The 15954-nt window shown below is 62.9% G+C and carries 19 protein-coding genes and 1 tRNA gene; 12 read left to right on the forward strand and 8 right to left on the reverse strand.

Annotation, left to right across the window (positions count from 1 at the left end):
• Positions 1–22: 22 nt before the first annotated feature.
• Entirely contained in the window at positions 23–1162 is a 1140-nt protein-coding gene (locus tag MA07_RS04125) for an IS630 family transposase (protein ID WP_036345333.1), read from the reverse strand.
• Positions 1163–1220: 58 nt separating this feature from the next.
• Here MA07_RS04125 and MA07_RS04130 point away from each other — a divergent pair, with 58 nt between their 5' ends.
• Positions 1221–1499 carry a helix-turn-helix domain-containing protein gene (locus MA07_RS04130; protein WP_036345335.1) on the forward strand — a complete coding sequence of 93 codons (279 nt, stop codon included), beginning with the start codon at positions 1221–1223 and terminating at the stop codon, positions 1497–1499.
• Positions 1500–1800: 301 nt separating this feature from the next.
• Here the strand turns inward: MA07_RS04130 and map are convergent, their stop codons facing one another.
• Positions 1801–2610, reverse strand: coding sequence for a type I methionyl aminopeptidase (gene map, locus MA07_RS04140; protein ID WP_036347368.1), 810 nt, complete (start codon positions 2608–2610; stop codon positions 1801–1803).
• 247 nt (positions 2611–2857) lie between these two features.
• On the opposite strand from map, the gene MA07_RS04145 reads away from it, so the two are divergent.
• Positions 2858–3688 (forward strand): FkbM family methyltransferase, encoded by an 831-nt coding sequence (locus MA07_RS04145; protein ID WP_036347371.1) that lies wholly within the window; start codon positions 2858–2860, stop codon positions 3686–3688.
• Between the two features lie 184 nt (positions 3689–3872).
• Here the strand turns inward: MA07_RS04145 and sfsA are convergent, their stop codons facing one another.
• A complete protein-coding gene (sfsA, locus tag MA07_RS04150; protein ID WP_036347374.1) occupies positions 3873–4592 on the reverse strand; it encodes a DNA/RNA nuclease SfsA in 720 nt (239 codons plus the stop codon).
• 889 nt (positions 4593–5481) lie between these two features.
• On the opposite strand from sfsA, the gene MA07_RS04155 reads away from it, so the two are divergent.
• The 6 genes from MA07_RS04155 (at position 5482) to MA07_RS04180 (ending at position 10617) form a co-directional block, all read left to right on the forward strand.
• Positions 5482–6228, forward strand: a complete 747-nt coding sequence (locus MA07_RS04155) for a molybdopterin-binding protein (protein WP_036347376.1) — start codon at positions 5482–5484, stop codon at positions 6226–6228.
• A 38-nt stretch (positions 6229–6266) separates the two neighbouring features.
• Positions 6267–6773: a xanthine phosphoribosyltransferase gene (gpt, locus tag MA07_RS04160; protein WP_036347378.1), complete on the forward strand. Its 507-nt coding sequence runs from the start codon at positions 6267–6269 to the stop codon at positions 6771–6773.
• Between the two features lie 18 nt (positions 6774–6791).
• Positions 6792–8348 (forward strand): AMP-binding protein, encoded by a 1557-nt coding sequence (locus MA07_RS04165; RefSeq protein ID WP_052002826.1) that lies wholly within the window; start codon positions 6792–6794, stop codon positions 8346–8348.
• Positions 8349–8459: 111 nt separating this feature from the next.
• Positions 8460–8753 (forward strand): hypothetical protein, encoded by a 294-nt coding sequence (locus MA07_RS04170; protein WP_036347429.1) that lies wholly within the window; start codon positions 8460–8462, stop codon positions 8751–8753.
• A gap of 276 nt (positions 8754–9029) precedes the next feature.
• Positions 9030–10232 carry a porin gene (locus MA07_RS04175; RefSeq protein ID WP_036347380.1) on the forward strand — a complete coding sequence of 401 codons (1203 nt, stop codon included), beginning with the start codon at positions 9030–9032 and terminating at the stop codon, positions 10230–10232.
• Between the two features lie 127 nt (positions 10233–10359).
• Entirely contained in the window at positions 10360–10617 is a 258-nt protein-coding gene (locus tag MA07_RS04180; protein ID WP_152568715.1) for a hypothetical protein, read from the forward strand.
• 268 nt (positions 10618–10885) lie between these two features.
• Here the strand turns inward: MA07_RS04180 and MA07_RS29975 are convergent, their stop codons facing one another.
• Positions 10886–11035, reverse strand: coding sequence for a hypothetical protein (locus MA07_RS29975; RefSeq protein WP_160195377.1), 150 nt, complete (start codon positions 11033–11035; stop codon positions 10886–10888).
• A gap of 107 nt (positions 11036–11142) precedes the next feature.
• Between MA07_RS29975 and MA07_RS04185 the strand changes: the two genes are divergently transcribed.
• The 3 genes from MA07_RS04185 (at position 11143) to MA07_RS04195 (ending at position 12626) form a co-directional block, all read left to right on the forward strand.
• A complete protein-coding gene (locus tag MA07_RS04185) occupies positions 11143–11397 on the forward strand; it encodes a hypothetical protein (RefSeq protein ID WP_036347385.1) in 255 nt (84 codons plus the stop codon).
• 384 nt (positions 11398–11781) lie between these two features.
• Complete coding sequence (locus tag MA07_RS04190; protein ID WP_348270396.1) at positions 11782–12150, forward strand: response regulator; 369 nt, start codon at positions 11782–11784, stop codon at positions 12148–12150.
• Between the two features lie 101 nt (positions 12151–12251).
• Positions 12252–12626, forward strand: a complete 375-nt coding sequence (locus MA07_RS04195; RefSeq protein ID WP_052002827.1) for a hypothetical protein — start codon at positions 12252–12254, stop codon at positions 12624–12626.
• Between the two features lie 43 nt (positions 12627–12669).
• Here MA07_RS04195 and MA07_RS29450 read toward each other — a convergent pair whose 3' ends face one another.
• Positions 12670–12894: a NepR family anti-sigma factor gene (locus tag MA07_RS29450; RefSeq protein ID WP_152568716.1), complete on the reverse strand. Its 225-nt coding sequence runs from the start codon at positions 12892–12894 to the stop codon at positions 12670–12672.
• A 248-nt stretch (positions 12895–13142) separates the two neighbouring features.
• On the opposite strand from MA07_RS29450, the gene MA07_RS29980 reads away from it, so the two are divergent.
• Positions 13143–13310: a hypothetical protein gene (locus MA07_RS29980; RefSeq protein WP_160195378.1), complete on the forward strand. Its 168-nt coding sequence runs from the start codon at positions 13143–13145 to the stop codon at positions 13308–13310.
• Between the two features lie 920 nt (positions 13311–14230).
• Here the strand turns inward: MA07_RS29980 and MA07_RS04200 are convergent.
• From MA07_RS04200 to MA07_RS04210, 3 genes are all read right to left on the reverse strand, one after another.
• Positions 14231–14316, reverse strand: a tRNA-Leu gene (locus tag MA07_RS04200).
• Between the two features lie 69 nt (positions 14317–14385).
• Positions 14386–15573, reverse strand: a complete 1188-nt coding sequence (locus MA07_RS04205; protein ID WP_036347388.1) for an FAD-dependent oxidoreductase — start codon at positions 15571–15573, stop codon at positions 14386–14388.
• Complete coding sequence (locus MA07_RS04210) at positions 15574–15837, reverse strand: zinc-finger domain-containing protein (protein WP_036347390.1); 264 nt, start codon at positions 15835–15837, stop codon at positions 15574–15576. It lies immediately after the preceding gene.
• Positions 15838–15954: the final 117 nt, after the last annotated feature.

The raw sequence follows: 15954 nt of genomic DNA on the forward strand, positions 1-15954 counted from the left end.
AACTAGATCCTCTACGCAGTGATTATGACCCTTTGGCGAGTGGCTCGGGCGAGGCGGTTTTGGGATAGGCGCGGCCCATTTTGACCCGGGCGTTTTCGGTGGTGAACATCCACCTGACCCGGACCCCGGCGGCGTTGCGCTCGCGCTCCCAGGCAGCGATTTCCCGCTCGAGCCCCTCGCGCGTGGCGATCCGCCGGTCCAGGCACTGGCCCTTGAGCACCCCGATCTCGATTTCGACCATGTTCAACCAACTCGCGTGCTTGGGAGTAAAGTGGTACTCCAGCCGCCCCAGGAGGCGATGCGCTTCCGCGGCCGGGAAAGCCTCGTAGAGCGCGCCGGGCGTGTGCGTCGACAAGTTGTCCATCACGACCCGGATCCGCTCGGCCTGCGGAAAGTCGACATCCACAAGCTCGCGCATGCACCGGGCGAAGTCGCATGCCGTGCGCTGCTCACTAACCTTGACCCGGCGCCAGGGCCGGTGCGCATCCACCATCACGAACAGGTTCACCGTGCCACAGCGGCGGTACTCGTAGTCGATGCACTCAATCTGCCCCGGTGCGGCCGGGAGCGGCGGGCGCGTCTCACCAATGAGTTGGACGGGGCTTTCATCGAAGCACACCACCGGGTGCTGCGGATCGGACGGCGCGGCGTAGAGATCAAGCACATCCTCCATGCGGGCGACGTATTCGCCATCAATCTTTGGCACGCACCACATCTTCTGCTGCCACGGCTTGAGGGCATTTTCAGCCAGACGCCGGCGCACTGTCTCGCGCGACAGGCTGTTGTGTTGGGTGAGCCGTACGATCTCGCCGGCCAGGAGCTCCAGCGTCCAGCGGGCCCGGCCCGCCGGCGGCTTTGCGCAGGCGGTGGCCACCAGCAGCGCCTCCTCCGGGCCTGAGAGCTTGCGGGCGGCGCCGGGACGGGGTTCCTCGCTGAGGGCCCGCTCCAGGTTGCCCTCCACGAAGCGGCGCTTGGTCCGGTACACGGTCGAGCCGCCCACCGCGATGCTCTCGGCAATCGTCTCGTCTGACACCCCGGCATCGGCCGCCAACAGGATCTGCGCTCGCTTGAGCTTTCGGGCCGCCTGCTTGCCGCCGCTGAGCATCGTCTGAAGCTGGGTGCGCTCGGCCTCGCTCAGCTCAATCCGGTAGCATATGTTCATCTCGGCCTCCCGCGTGAGAGGCCCAGCTGAATCAGCCGATGAATCGAGCGTGTGGCGGATGTCCGAGAAAAGCTTCACCGACCGGCAGGGCCAGTACCTGGCCTTCATCGATGCCTACACGCGCGTCCATGGCCGCCCCCCGGCTGAGACCGACATGCAGCGCCATTTCCAGGTCACGCCGCCGTCCGTGCACCAGATGATCCTAACCTTGGAACGGGCCGGCTTGATCCGCCGTCAGCCCGGAGTGGCGCGAAGCATCGAGGTGTTGGTCGCCCCTGAAGGCCTGCCCCTCCTCCGCCATCCCCAACCCGTCAAATCCTCTGGGCCGAGGATCTAGTGTCAAGCCGAGCATAAGCACATGAGAATTTTGTATTATGCCAAGCTTACGCTTTTTCTTCTGCTCGCGGCTGTAGGTGGCATGATAGGTGCTGTTCTAAGCGCCATAGCGAGCTTCGTCCTTGCACCCTTTATGATCGGGATTGTTGAGTCTGTTACGTACAGCCAAGATTTTCCGCTCTCAGTCGTTATCTTCAGCGGCTACTGCTTTGTAGCCGTTAGCTTCGCTTGGTCCTTCGTGAGGTCCTATACCATTCTCGTGCGGACGTTCTGGTAAGCGTCGCCAAATGCCAAGTCACCGCTTAGGACGGCTTGTCCAGCCCCTTGGGCGAATAGGTGAACACCTCCGCGCCGGTCTCCGTCACGCCCACCATGTGCTCGAACTGGGCCGAGAGGGAGCGGTCGCGGGTCACGGCGGTCCAGCCGTCGGCGAGCACCTTCACCTGTGGCCGTCCTAAGTTGATCATGGGCTCTATGGTGAAGAACATGCCGGCTTTCAGCTCCACGTTGTAGGCCGGCTCCACGTAGTGGAGGATCGTCGGCGAGTCGTGGAACACTTTGCCGATGCCGTGGCCGCAAAAATCGCGCACCACGGAGCAGCGCTCGGCTTCCGCATAGGCCTGGATCGCCGCCCCGATGTCGTTGGTGGTCGCGCCCGGCTTCACGGCCGCGATGCCGCGCAGGAGGCATTCATAGGTGATCTCGCAGAGCCGCTGCGCCCGGCGCGGCACCTCGCCCACATAGTACATGCGGCTCGAGTCGCCGTGCCACCCGTCGAGGATCAGCGTCACGTCGACATTCATGATGTCGCCGTCGCGCAGGGGCTTGTCGTTGGGAATGCCGTGGCAAACCACGTGGTTGATCGAGGTGCAGATCGTCTTGGTGTAGCCGCGGTAGTGCAGGCAGGCCGGATAGGCCCCATGGTCGCGGATGAAGTGGAAGGCCAGCTTGTCCAGAAACTCGGTCGTGACGCCGGGCTTCACGTGATCCGAGAGCATGTCCAGGCACTCGGCCACCATGCGGCCGGCGCGGCGCATCCCTTCGAAGTCCGCAGGGCCGTGCAGCGGGATTTCGGGCGCGCGCCTGCGCTCCACAACATCGGTATCGGTCATTCTCGATCCTTGATCTGTTGTCCGGAATGTAAGGATCGCCGCGCGTGAAGCAAGCTAAAGCATCGGGCCCAAAATCGGGTTTGCACTTTTGGGATCGATCCGATGCTTCTCCATGAAGGAGAGCATGCGCCGCGGCCCCGAATGGGCCGCGCATGCGCTAATGTCCTCATGCCCCGCTTGCGATTGGCGCCCGGGGGTGTCATGAGCAACCCTGTTCATCCGGTTCGCGGCTTTGGATTTCTCGGTAATGAATGACTCCCGCCCCTTCGGGGACTTTGCGCCTTCAGGTCTCACCCGCTGGGTGATCGACCGCACGCGCGGGTTGCCCGAGGGCTGGGCCGGTCGCAGGGTGGCCCTGATGCTGCGGCATCTCGCCATGAAGATGCTCAAAGGCCTGCCGCTCGACCTCGAGACCTTCGGCGTGCGGATGCGGCTTTATCCGTACAAGAACGTGTGCGAACGCCGGCTCCTCTTCACGCCGCAATATTTCGATGCCGACGAGCTCAGGATCCTGGCCTCACGGATCAAGGACGGCTTCACCTTCATCGACGTGGGGTCGAATGTCGGCTGGTATGCGCTTTTCCTGGCCCGGGAAGCGGGGCCGGCGGTCTCGACCCGGATCCTGGCCGTGGAGCCGCAGCCGGAGATCTTCGACCGGCTGATCTACAACATCCGCCAGAATCCGGCCTGCACCATCAAGGCCGTCGATTGCGCGATCGCCGACAAGACGGGCGAGCTCACCCTGTTCCTCGATCCGCTCAACCGGGGCGAGGCGAGCCTCAAGATCGTGAATTCGAGCCAGACGGACGCGATCCGCGTCCCCGCCGTGACCCTGCTCGACCTCCTCGGCCGGGAGGGCCTGACCCATGTCGACGCGATCAAGCTCGATGTGGAGGGAGCGGAGGATCTGGTCCTCGGCCCGTTCTTCCGGGACGCGCCTGTCTCGCTCTATCCATCCGTGTTCATCGTGGCGAACGTGCCGGAACGCTGGCAGGCCGACGTGATCGGGCTGCTCACGGGCAAGGGCTACCGGCAGGTGCTCGAAACCAAGATGAACCTGGTGTTCGAGCGGTCCTGATCCTGCTCCAGCACTGTCATTCCGGGGCCGCGCAGCGGAGCCCGGAATCCATAACCGCCGACGGTGCAGAAAGAAGCGTGTCGGACAACGCTGCGCTCCTTTCGTGAATGTCGGGGTTATGGATCCCCGCCTTCGCGGGGATGACACCAGAACGATTGGCAGCGCTGCGGATCGCCTCTGTGCCTCACCGCGGCGTCACGATCTCCACCGGCCGGTCGATGGTCACCTCCTGGGGCGTGATGCGGCAGACATAGGCGTAAGACTCCACCCCCGCCGCGAGGGCGTGCCGGAAGGCCTTGTCATAGGCCGGGTCGATGTCGCGGGCGACGTCGAAGCGCTTGGCATCCATCTGGATGACGTAGACGAGGGCGGCCCTTGCTCCTTCAGCCTTCATGTCGGCCAGCTCGTAGAGGTGCTTGGCGCTGCGGGCGGCCACGCAGTCCGGGAACTCGGCAAAGCCCGCCTCACGCATGAGGTGGCAGTTCTTGACCTCCAGGTAGCAGGGCGGCTCGCCATCCTTCTCCAGCAGGAAGTCGACCCGGCTGTTCCTGCCATACTTCACCTCGGGCCGCACCCGGTCATAGCGGGCAAACGGCGCGAGGCGCCCCTCCCGCAAGGCCTCGGCCACCAGCAGGTTGGGCCGGGAGGTGTTGATCCCGATGAGCTGGAGCGGACCGCCGCCGGCGGGGACCTCCACGAACTCCCAGTTGTACTTGAGCTTGCGGTTCGGGTTCGTCGCCCGTGAGAGGTAGACCCGACTGCCGGGCGCCTTCAGGCCCATCATGGCCCCTGGATTGGCGCAATGGGCGGTGACCATCTCGCCCGTGTCGAGTTCCACGTCCGCCAGAAATCGCTTGTAACGCTCGATGAGACGGCCCTCGAGCAGGGTTTCCTGAAAACGCATCCAAAACCAACATTCGACTGAAAAAACCCTGGTAGCAGGGGAGAAGCCCCGGGTACAACCCATGCCGCTTGGTGTCATCCCCGGCGAACCGCAGGCGAGGGAAGGGGATTCATGGCGCCGCGTGTGCAAGAGGATTCCCTTCCCCTCCGCTGAGGTCCGACCGGAAATGACAAGCCTCTGTGATCCCACCGCCGTCATCCCGGACGCCGAAGGCGAGCCGGGATCGCGCGCAGGATCGAGCGCGGGTGACCCTCGCCCCGTTGCGGGGGAGGGTGGCGAGCGGAGTGAGCCGGGAGAGGGGTAGTCCGATCGAGCACGGCCCCTCTCCCGACTTGCTGCGCAGGCCACCCTCTCCCGCAGAGGGGAGAGGGCTCGTAGTGTTCCTTGTTTGTTCTTGACAGAAGCTGCAAGCTCGGCTATATCGTTGTGTAGACCTGCCTCTGTTGAGGGGCGCGCTCGCGAGGCGTCGCAGTGTGGAGGCAGGCACGGTCCTGTGGGTGGGGTGACGCAGCCTCATTCGACAGGAGGCCCAGGCTGCGTGCCGGTGGTCGGAATCGGTTCAAGGCCCCCGTCGAGCAGACGGACCCCGCCTGGAACGGTCACCGGGCTGGCATCGCCTGAACGCCTAAAGAAGCCGTGCGCGAAGAGACAGTTCGGCTCTTCCTTATCACCATCACACATCGAGCCGGGCTGTCATTCGCGCCACCCTCGATAGACCTTCAGGCTTGAGGCTTCCCAGCCTCAGGCCCGAAGGCGCTGGCCCAGCCGCATAACCGCCCGTCAGTGTTTCGTCACCGAGCGCCCGGCAATGACACCTGGGGGTGAACCCTTGCCGCTGCTTGAGAATTGCCGTTTGTAAGGCTAAAGGCCCTCAAAAGGATCGCTGCGCATGGCCGTCTCCGTTACAGCCGCCCTTCTCATCATCGGCGATGAGATCCTCACGGGCCGCACCAAGGACAAGAACATCGGCTACATCGCCGAGTACCTGACCGGGATCGGCGTGGACCTGCGCGAGGTTCGTGTCGTCCCCGATGTGGAGGAGGAGATCGTCGCAGCGGTCAACGCCCTGCGCGGCCGCTACACCTACCTCTTCACCACGGGCGGCATCGGCCCCACCCACGACGACATCACGGCCGATTGCATGGCCAAGGCGTTCGGCGTCGGGATCGACCACGATCCGCGGGCGGTCGCGATGCTGCGGGAGCGCTACACCCCTGAAGAACTCAATGAAGCCCGGATGCGCATGGCCCGGATCCCCGACGGCGCCAGCCTGATCGAGAACCCGATCTCCAAGGCGCCGGGCTTCCGCATCGGCAATGTCTTCGTGATGGCAGGCGTGCCCTCGATCATGCAGGCCATGCTCGACAACATCGCCCCGACCCTGGAGACCGGCGCGCGCATGATCATCGAGACCATCGAGGCGGAGGGGCTGGCCGAGGGCATCTATGCCGAGGGCCTGAGCCGGATCGCCTCGTCTTATTCCAGCGTCTCCATCGGGTCCTATCCGTCGTTTTCCACCAGCGGCTTCCGCAACCAGATCGTCGTACGGGGCAAGGACCCGGACACGGTCGCCCAAGCGGCCGCTGCCGTCCGCGATCATCTCGTTCACCTCAAGGGTGACCGGGCGCCATTGTAAGAGTTATCCTCGCCACCACCGTCAAAAAGAGCCAGCCGATGTCCCCGACCTCTCCCAAAGCCTTCCCCGTCTCCTGGGACCAGTTCCACCGCGATTGCCGCGCCCTTGCCTGGCGCCTGGCCTCGGCCGGCCCGTTCGAGGCGATCGTCTGCATCACCCGCGGCGGCCTCGTGCCGGCCGCCATCGTGGCCCGCGAACTCGATGTGCGCCTCATCGAGAGCGTCTGCATCGCGAGCTATCACGACTACAAGAACCAGGGCGAGCTGCGGGTGCTGAAAGACATCGCGCCCGCTATCAAGGCGCTGGGCGACGGGACCGGCAAGGGCGTGCTCGTGATCGACGACCTGACCGATACCGGCAAGACGGCGAAGATCGTGCGGGACATGCTCCCCAACGCGCATTTTGCCGCCGTGTATGCCAAGCCCGCCGGGCGCCCGCTCATCGACACCTTCGTGACGGAAGTGAGCCAGGACACCTGGATCTACTTCCCCTGGGATATGGGCCTGGCCTATCAGGCGCCGATCCGCGAAGGCTCGGCCGGCTAGTTGATCAGGAGCGCGCCCGTGGCTGAGTTCGACATCGCGCGGACGCGCAAGACCCTGTTCGAAGCACTCCTCGACGCCAGGGATCGCTTCGGCCGCAACAAGGTCGCCCTGGAGGATCTGGAGCGCCAGCCGATCACCTTCGGACGCCTCGTCCTCGGCTCCCTGGTGCTCGGGCGCAAGCTCGCCGGCCTGACGAGGGAGCGCGAGCCGGTCGGCGTGCTGCTGCCGAACGTGCAGGCGATTGCCGTGACCCTGTTCGGGCTCAACGCCTTCGGGCGCATCCCGGCCTTCCTGAACTTCACGGCCGGTCTCAAGAACCTGAAGGCTGCCTGCGAGCTGGCCAACATCGAGACCATCGTCACCTCGCGCCGCTTCATCGAGCAGGGCAAGCTCGACGACATCATCGAGGCCCTGGGAGAGGGGCGCAGGATCCTCTGGCTCGAGGATGTTCGTGCGGAGCTCACCAGCCTCGACAAGCTGCGTGGGCTTGCGGAGTCATGGATTGCGCGACGGATCCATGCCAGGGCCAAGATCCGGCCCGACGATCCCGCCGTGCTGCTCTTCACCTCGGGGTCGGAGGGCGTGCCCAAGGGTGTGGTTCTGTCGAACGCGAACCTCGTGGCGAACGCCTACCAGGTGAAGGCTCTGGCGGGCGACATATTGAGGGACGATGACGTCTTCTTCAATCCGCTGCCGATCTTCCATTCCTTCGGCCTGAGCGCAGGTCTTCTGACGGCGGTTCTCAACGGCATGAAGTCGGTGCTCTATCCGAGCCCGCTGCATTACCGCCAGATCCCCAAGCTCGTAGCCGGAACGCGCGCCACCGTGATGCTCGCCACTGACACCTTCCTCCAGGGCTATGCCCGCGCGGCCGGCGAGAACGATCTCGCAAGCGTGCGCTTCGTGATTGCCGGAGCCGAGCGGGTGAAGGACGAGACGCGCCGGCTCTGGGACCGGCATGGCACGGTGATCGTGGAAGGATACGGCGCCACCGAATGCTCGCCGGTGATCGCCTGCAACCTTCCCGACAACAACCATCCGGGTTCGGTGGGGCATGTCCTGCCGGGCATCGAATGGCGACTGGAGCCTGTTCAGGGAATCTACGAGGGTGGACGCCTGCACGTGCGCGGTCCGAACGTGATGAAGGGCTACCTCGACCCGGCCGCGCCTGGTGGCATCTTGGCGCCAGCCGAGGGATGGCATGACACCGGCGATATCGTCACCATCGATGATGGGCTAGTGACGATCCGGGGGCGGGCGAAGCGTTTCGCCAAGATTGCGGGCGAGATGGTGTCGCTGGCCGCCATCGAGGCGACCGTCCAGTCCCTCTGGCCCGACAGCAATCATGTGGTGGTGGCGATCCCTGACCCACGCAAGGGCGAGCAGATCGTCCTCATCACCGACAGGCCGGATGCGGATCGCGATGTGCTCCTGGCCCACGCCAAGGATCATGGTTTTCCCGAGCTGTGGGTGCCCCGCTCCATCCTCGTGTCGAGCATTCCCGTGCTGGGTTCGGGCAAGACCGACTACAGTGCTGCGGTCGATCTGGCGAAGCGCCTGCAGCCTATGCTTTAGCCCCGTTATGGACCACCCAGGCGAGGGCATTTCCCGTAACAAAGCCCTGCTTAAGGCGTTGTCATTCCTAAGATGTGTCCCCCCGGGACTGTTCGTACGAAGGGTATGACGATGCGAAAAACTGTTTGTGTTCTGGCTCTCCTGGTCGCTGCATCGAGCGTCCACGCCCAGCCGAGGCCGCTCACCCCTAACCTGACCTGCAACCAAGCCCGCGGGCTCGTCCTGTCGCGTGGTCAGGTCGTTCTTGGAACCGGTACCCACACCTATGACCGCTATGTCAGCGACAGGCGGTTCTGCCTGCGCAACGAAATGATCGAACCTGCTTTCGTGCCGACGCGGGACACGCCCCAGTGCCCGGTCGGGTATACCTGCCGGGAGTTCGAATTGGACTTCTTCGGGGATTGATGCATTGGCTCGGGTGGATCGGGCGACATTCGTCCTGGCAGCGCCAGGGCCTCAAACCATGGAGCGCATGACGCAGTGGCAGGGGTCTGTCCGGCTGTTGATTTTGGGCCACATCGTGGAAAATAAACACGCCAGCTCGCCTGGAATGCCCACCTTTTCGGCATGTTGCTCGTCGCATGAGCGGATCCAAGGTGACCCCGTATTGTGCCAAACGTGAGTATAAGTATGGTCACGTTTGTATATGGGTCTCGGACCCAGACTTCTTTGGAGAAAACCATGAAGCTCGTTAAGAGCCTCTTCCTCGGATCGGTCGCAGGTCTTGCGGCTACCGCGGGGGTGCAAGCCGCCGACCTGCCGGTCGCCAAGGCCGCTGCCGTCGAATACGTCCGCGTCTGCTCCACCTACGGCGCAGGCTTCTTCTACATCCCGGGCACAGAAACCTGCCTGCGTGTCGGCGGCCGCGTCCGCGCCGAGTACGCTTATGTCGAGCCGGTGTCCCGTGAGGACGACGCCATCGGCTTCCTCGCCCGTGGCCGCGTGCAGCTCGACGCCCGCACCGCCACTGCCTATGGCCTGCTCCGCGCCTTCGTGCGCATGGAGATGAGCCGTGAGTCCGGCGTCTATGGCTCGGGCACCTCGACGAACCTCGCCCAGGCTTACATCCAGTTCGGCGGCCTGACGGCCGGTCGCACGACTTCGTTCTTCACCAACGGCGACATCGCGAACGAGAACTGGGGCACGGTCCGCTTCTACGACTATCCGGACGTGAACCTGCTGGCCTACACCTTCTCCTTCGGCAACGGCTTCTCGGCCACCCTGTCGCTGGAAGAGGGCTCCTTCGCCACCGCCGATCTGGATAACGCGGCAGGCGTGGGTGCCGGTCAGAGGCTGCCCGACCTCGTCGGCAACCTGAAATACTCCGGCACCTGGGGCTCGGCTCAGCTCTCGGGCGCCCTCCATCAGGTTCGCAGCAACGCGCTCGTCGGCGGCGACTACCCCGACAGCGAGCTCGGCTGGGCTGTGTCAGGTCAGTTCAACGTGAACCTGCCGATGCTGGCAGAGGGCGATGCCCTGTGGCTCGCGGCAACCTACGCCGACGGTGCCCTTGGCTATCTCGGTTTCGACCCGGATATCTCGGTCGGCATCGCTTCGGGCACGGTCCTGGATGCCTATATCGGCCCCGATGGCGACATTGAAACCGGCCGTGGATGGTCGCTCGCCGGTGGCGTGAACCACTACTGGACGCCGACCGTCCGTCAGAGCCTGTTCGGCTCCTATGCTCGCGTCGAGTATGGCACTGCTGCTCCGTCTGCCGATTTCACCGAGTGGCGCGTCGGTTCGAACCTGATCTGGTCGCCGGTTTCGGGCCTCGATATCGGCGTGGAGGCTCTGTACTCCAACCTCAACCCGCGCGGCATCGTCGGCGCGGATGACGATGATGCTTGGGAAGGCCGTCTGCGCATTCAGCGCGACTTCTGATCGGCTTCATCCAGTTCTACGGAAAACCCCGGTGGCAACGCCGGGGTTTTCTTGTTTCGGTTGTGGAGAGGTCCAAATGAGGGCTGCATCCTTCGCCGGGAAGCTCCGCAAGCAAAGGAGTGAGACGATGCCGACGATCCTCAAAACCTTCACTGCCGCATGTCTCATGTTCAGTCTCAGCGGCTGTGTCGGTACGGCAGGGATTTCCACCTGGGACTACCGGTCAGGCCCTGGCTACGAAACTGCGCGCTCGCAGGAGAGCCGGGTCCAAGTCGACTCAGCTCAAGGCCTCACTCATGCGGCTTGTACGAGCGTGCGCAGAAGGCAGGTTGCGGCCTCGGGCGAGGTCGTTGCAGCCGATCTGACCGCCTGCCGCTCCGAATAGTCGAGTGGCTGGAGACAAGGAACGAACCCTCACCTTGACCGTTGGCATGAGGTCAATTCCATTTCGGGAGAGAATCCTCATGAACAACATCATCTGGCTTATCGGTGCAATCGTTGTGGTCCTGGCGATCCTGTCGTTCCTCGGACTGCGCTGAACACGGACGGTGAACCTGCAGGACAGAATCTCGCATCATATGCGCTGTCCTGCAGTTCTCGTCTTTCTCGAATTATCTACGGTGATGCCACCAAGCGTGGGGCAGGGCAGCCGTTCATTCCAGAAGAACGAAGACGACTGATGCAATATTCATGGCGGCCAAGAGGCCGATCATGACCGAGAGCAGCGGGATGCACCGTCTGCGCATGGCTTCGACGCCCCCGTCTTCCATATCCGGCTCCGGATAAGAGTCCCTGAAGGCCATCCCTCTCTCACTCCTGAGTTCGTCTTACGTTAGGGCATGCACAATGAGCCCAGTTCGGCGCCTCCGACGTGCGGCTTCACACAAGCCGATGACTGGAGGTGGTTTCAGTGGCGCGTGGCACCCTTCTGAATCTGGAGGAGCTGCCCCTCGATCGCTCGCATTCTCGTCATCAGTCGGTCCAATTCGGACAGGAGCTGCTTCTCATCCCGACGAGCCTGCTCGACCGACTCCGACGAGGAGCCGTGGCGGATCCGATGAAGGGCATCGGCAAGCCTGCGGTCGAGAAGCCGCATGTGATGCTCCAGGTCCAAGAATTCCTGGTGAAGCTGGGTCTCCTTGAACACGGCGGGGATCTCGCGTGAGCACAGTCGGTTCAAGCTTAAGCTACAGCTTGGAAGGCGGTTCCTCTAGGTCAAAAAGGCATCTGAGAAAATTTCTCTAAGGCCAAGCTGAAACGGAGAGCTGTCTTCACCGTTCTGTGATGAGGGTATTCGCCTGGGTGCGCCCCGCATTCGGGAATTTGATTATTCGCAGTCCTGTAGAGGATGCGCTCGAAAGCCTTGGCGCTTCTGATCGCATGCTGAGTTTTGGCTGTGTCGCACCGGCTGTCCGCATGGCGTTTCCGGAGCCGGATTTTTCCCGTCACACAGAGAGCCTGAGGATTGTTGATCCTTCATCGAAGGGCTCCAGGAAACGTAAATCGGAACAGGAGACGACTTATGGGACAGAGAATTGAGCCTTATCGCGTGGCCTTGATCGTCGAGGACGATTTCGAAGTCAGGGGCTTGGCGGCAGCTCTTCTCGAGGAAACCGATCTCAAGGTCGTTGAAACGTCCAGCGCGGAAGAAGCCCTTGATTACCTGAGCCGGCATTCGGAAGAAGTGGCTTTCCTCTTTGCCGATCTTCGCCTCCCTTGCCTGATGGATGGAATGGATCTGGTGCGAACCGTGCGGCTCAAGTGGCCATGGGTCCGCACCGTGCTGACCTCAGGCAGGCCTCTGGACAATGAAACCGGTGATGTTCCCCGTGATGTCCGGTTCATGCCCAAACCCTGGAAAGCGCTTGAGGTTTTGATGGAGGCGGAGAGAGCCTCGCAATCCTATCGGAGGAACTGAAGGCGCCCAGGTTGGTGGCCTTTCCACGTCGTGTCGCAGGTTGATGTGGAACCTAGGCGCTTGCCGGGAATTGGCGTCAGCAGTTCGAAGAGGATTGACTAATGCCGAATACGTCTATCGCCACCGGATCTTTCCAGTCCCGCAGTGAGGCCAACCAAGCGGTGCAGCGCCTCGTCTCGGCTGGATTCGCCCGTAACAGCATCGAGCTTCATCGCCATGATGACGATGAGGGCTACGACTTGGAGATCCACACCCGACAGGAAAATGTCAGGCGGGCCGAGCGCCTGATCCATGATGCTTCCATGCCGGTCTATGCCGTGCGTCATACCGCTTCCGGCGTCGTTCAGACCGCCAAGTCGTACCCCTATGTTCTGCTCGGAGCCGGAATACTGGCAGGATTTCTGATCTACAGCCTCGTTCCGAAGAATTCATCCTCAGCGGATCACTCGCACCCGCGAAACCGTCGCAGGCGCTGAGTTCCGGGCCTTTCGACGATGAGGATCGCTGAGCTGGTGCGGCTCAGTGATCCTCATTCCTTTCATGCAAATGCGTTCGTTCAAGCCTCTCCAGCAACTGTCTGATGCGATCCGGGGCAGGTTCCTTCAGGGCGCTCTGGTAACTGTGCTGAAGCTGACGTCCGAGATCCCTCAATAATTCGGATTGCCCGGCTGCCGTCAGGCTGTTCGAGCCGATGCTCCAGCCGGTGTTGCCTCCTGCGGCATAAGGGTGGTGCCGCTTTGGCATCGATGATCTCCTTATGAATTTGTCATAGTCCCGATGAACGGGCCAGGCCCGATTGAGTTGCGGCTAAGTTTCTGGCGAAACTTAAATTTTGGCCATTCCGGCAGGTTTTCCGTCTCCCCAGGAGCGAATTTTCTTCGCTCCTCGGGCAAGCGTCCCACTTGATTAAGGGAGCAGGCGACTGCCGGTCGCATTGGCTTGATCCCTGTGATGCGTCAAAGCTCAGCTTTAAGGTGGCTGGGGGCTGCGGGATGCGTGAAGTTCTGATGATCTATCTATCTGGCGTGATTCTGCTCCTGGCAGTCTCGACCATGATCAATGACGAGGAGGATATCGGCCTCGATCATATCCTGATCGCCGGGTTCGGCTGGCCGATCCTGACACCCCTTCTGGCCCTCCGGGCCTGGCACAGTCGCTAAGATCACCAAACCGCACGGCATGAGGCAGGCAGCGGCGTCCTGTGGACCCTGATCCCCTAGTTCCGTGAGGGTGCGGAGCGCGGTGCGCAACGGTATCCAATGGGGCATTGGGCTATATCGGCGGTCGGGACCCAGGCCGGATCAAGGGTTTCTCCGACGGCGCAGGATCCAAAGGATCCGACATAGCGGTCATAGGTGAGGGGCCCTGTATTGAGGACAATGGCTCTTTGGGAAGCCACAAGACCCTGCGCCTGAGAGCAGGACATTCTTAAAGTAAGCGGATGGCTCTGCGCCCATGCATCGGCACTCGCCGATACGAGAGCCAAGACGACCACTGCACTGAACCGACGACGCAGGAAGGAGCCGGAGATCATCGTTCGTCTCCATTGGTGCTGATCAAAGACACCTTGGACCATAACTGTTGTTCGGATTGCTTGATGTGCTGGCTTGCACACCACGCACTTGCGATCTCAGCTCCGGTGTTCTCGGGCTCCTGTGCGTTTTCTGTTATATGATCTGGAAGTCCATCGCTGTCATCCTTAACCCGGCCGGGAGCCTCGCAAGAGCAACCTGCTCAGTAGCGCCGGGGCTGTCCTGATAGTAATAGGGAACAGCCCTGATGCGATCACTCGCATTATGTGCCAGGTGAGAAAGCCGCTACCTGTTCACTCGGATCCAACGACCTTGGTTTCAATCGCAATACCCGTCTCGGCATAAGCGCCTCATGGCAACAGACCGGATTGCCCCAGGCCTTTCACTTCTCGTAGATCATCATCCTTGGTTGAGGCTTCGCCTTTAAGGAGAAGGCATGGCAATTCTTGGTCGCTATTGCCGTAGCAACAGGAACGCCCGCCGATAGCCATCGGGGATTCCGGGAGCAACGCCTCACCGGATAATGTCAGCGATGGAAAGGTCAGGAATGGTGCGGACGGCGGGGGTCGAACCCGCACGGGCATAGCCCGAGGGATTTTAAGTCCCTTGCGTCTACCGGTTTCGCCACGTCCGCTTCAGCAACGAGGGTTATCGGGCTGCGGGCTTGAGCGCAAGTCCAACCGTGCGCGCCGGTTTCCCCTAATCACTCCGGAGCGCGGAAGCCGTAGAGCCAGCCGTAGCGCTTCGTCATGCCCTCGGAGCCGAGATGGCGCATGACACGATCGCGCCCGAAGGCCACCAGAGAGCCTGCGTGATAGATGCGCCCGTTGGTGCGGGCCTCCTTCTGGACCCGGGTCGCACGCCCGAGACGCTGCTTCTCATAGGCCGAGAGGAGCTGCGGGATGTCGCTCTGCGGATCGCGTAACAGGGAGGCGAGGGTCGCGGCCTCTTCGATCGCCATCGCGGCTCCCTGGGCCAGGAACGGCAGGACCGGGTGGGCAGCGTCGCCGAGGAGAGCGATCCGGCCCTTGGCGAGGCGCTCGGCCGGGTGATCGAAGAGCGACCAGCGCAGCCATTCCTGCGGGCAGGCGAGCAACTCGCGCAGGGCAGGGGCGGCGGAGGCATAGCGGGCAAGCAGGTCCTCCCGCCGGCCGGGAGCGGCCCAGCCCTGCACCGGTGTCGGATTCCGCTGGATGGCCACGACATTGACGAGCCTGCCGCCGGCTATGGGGTAATGCACCACATGCCCCTGCGAGCCGAGCCAGAGGCCGGTCTCGTCGCCGGCGAGTTCGGCCGGTGCGGCGCTGCGCTCAAAGGTGGACCTCCAGGCGATGGTGCCGCGATAGGCAGGCGGCCTTCTGTCGCCGAGCTGCTGCCTGACTGTCGACCAGACCCCGTCGGCGCCAACGACCAGAGCGGCCGTGAGGGTCTCCTGGGCACCGCCGGCGGAGATCCACGTGAGGGAGGCCTGTGACGGGCCGGTCTCGACGCTCTCCACCGTTCGTCCCATGACCAAGCGGATCGACGGCTCCGAGCGGACGGCATCGAGCAGAATTGTCTGGAGATCGGCCCGGTGCACGACCCAATAGGGCGCCTCGAACCGCTCGCGCATGAAGGCGCCGAGGGCCACCTCGCCGATGCGCTTGCCTGAGCGGATGGCGCGCACCACGACACGCTCCGGCTCCGTCACTACGCGACGGAGCGCCGGCCCGAGTCCGAGCTTGATGAGGATGCGGCTCGCATTTGGGGACAGCTGGAGGCCGGCTCCGACCTCGCTGAACCCGGTGCGGCGCTCGATCAGTGTGACCGTGTGGCCCTGCCTAGCCAAGGCCAGAGCCGCCGTCAGGCCACCGATACCGGCTCCGACGACTGCAACCGAGAGATGCTGCACTTAACGCGAGGAGGCCGAGCCCGCGAAATCGGGCTCCCAGACGCATTCGGCCGGGCGGGCCTCGTCGAACTTCAGGGATGGGTCGTACTTGAACAGGGTCGAGCAGTAGGAGCAGATCGTCTCGCTGTCATAGCCCATGTCGATGAACACATGGGGATGATCGAAGGGAGGGGTTGCTCCGATGCACATGAACTCCTTCGAGCCCACGTGAATGACGGGAACGCCCGGATCGTTGTGGAAGTGGGGTGTGCCTTTGTCAGCCATTGCCGTTGCTCTGAAGCGATGAAATTTGGCGCACCATAATGGCCGATCGGCCATGCGCCTAGAGCAAATTTCCAGCGATTGCATCCGGCGGAAGGGGTGCTAGGTAGAACCCAACCC

It is taken from the genome of Microvirga sp. BSC39 (assembly GCF_000739015.1).
Lineage (GTDB): Bacteria > Pseudomonadota > Alphaproteobacteria > Rhizobiales > Beijerinckiaceae > Microvirga.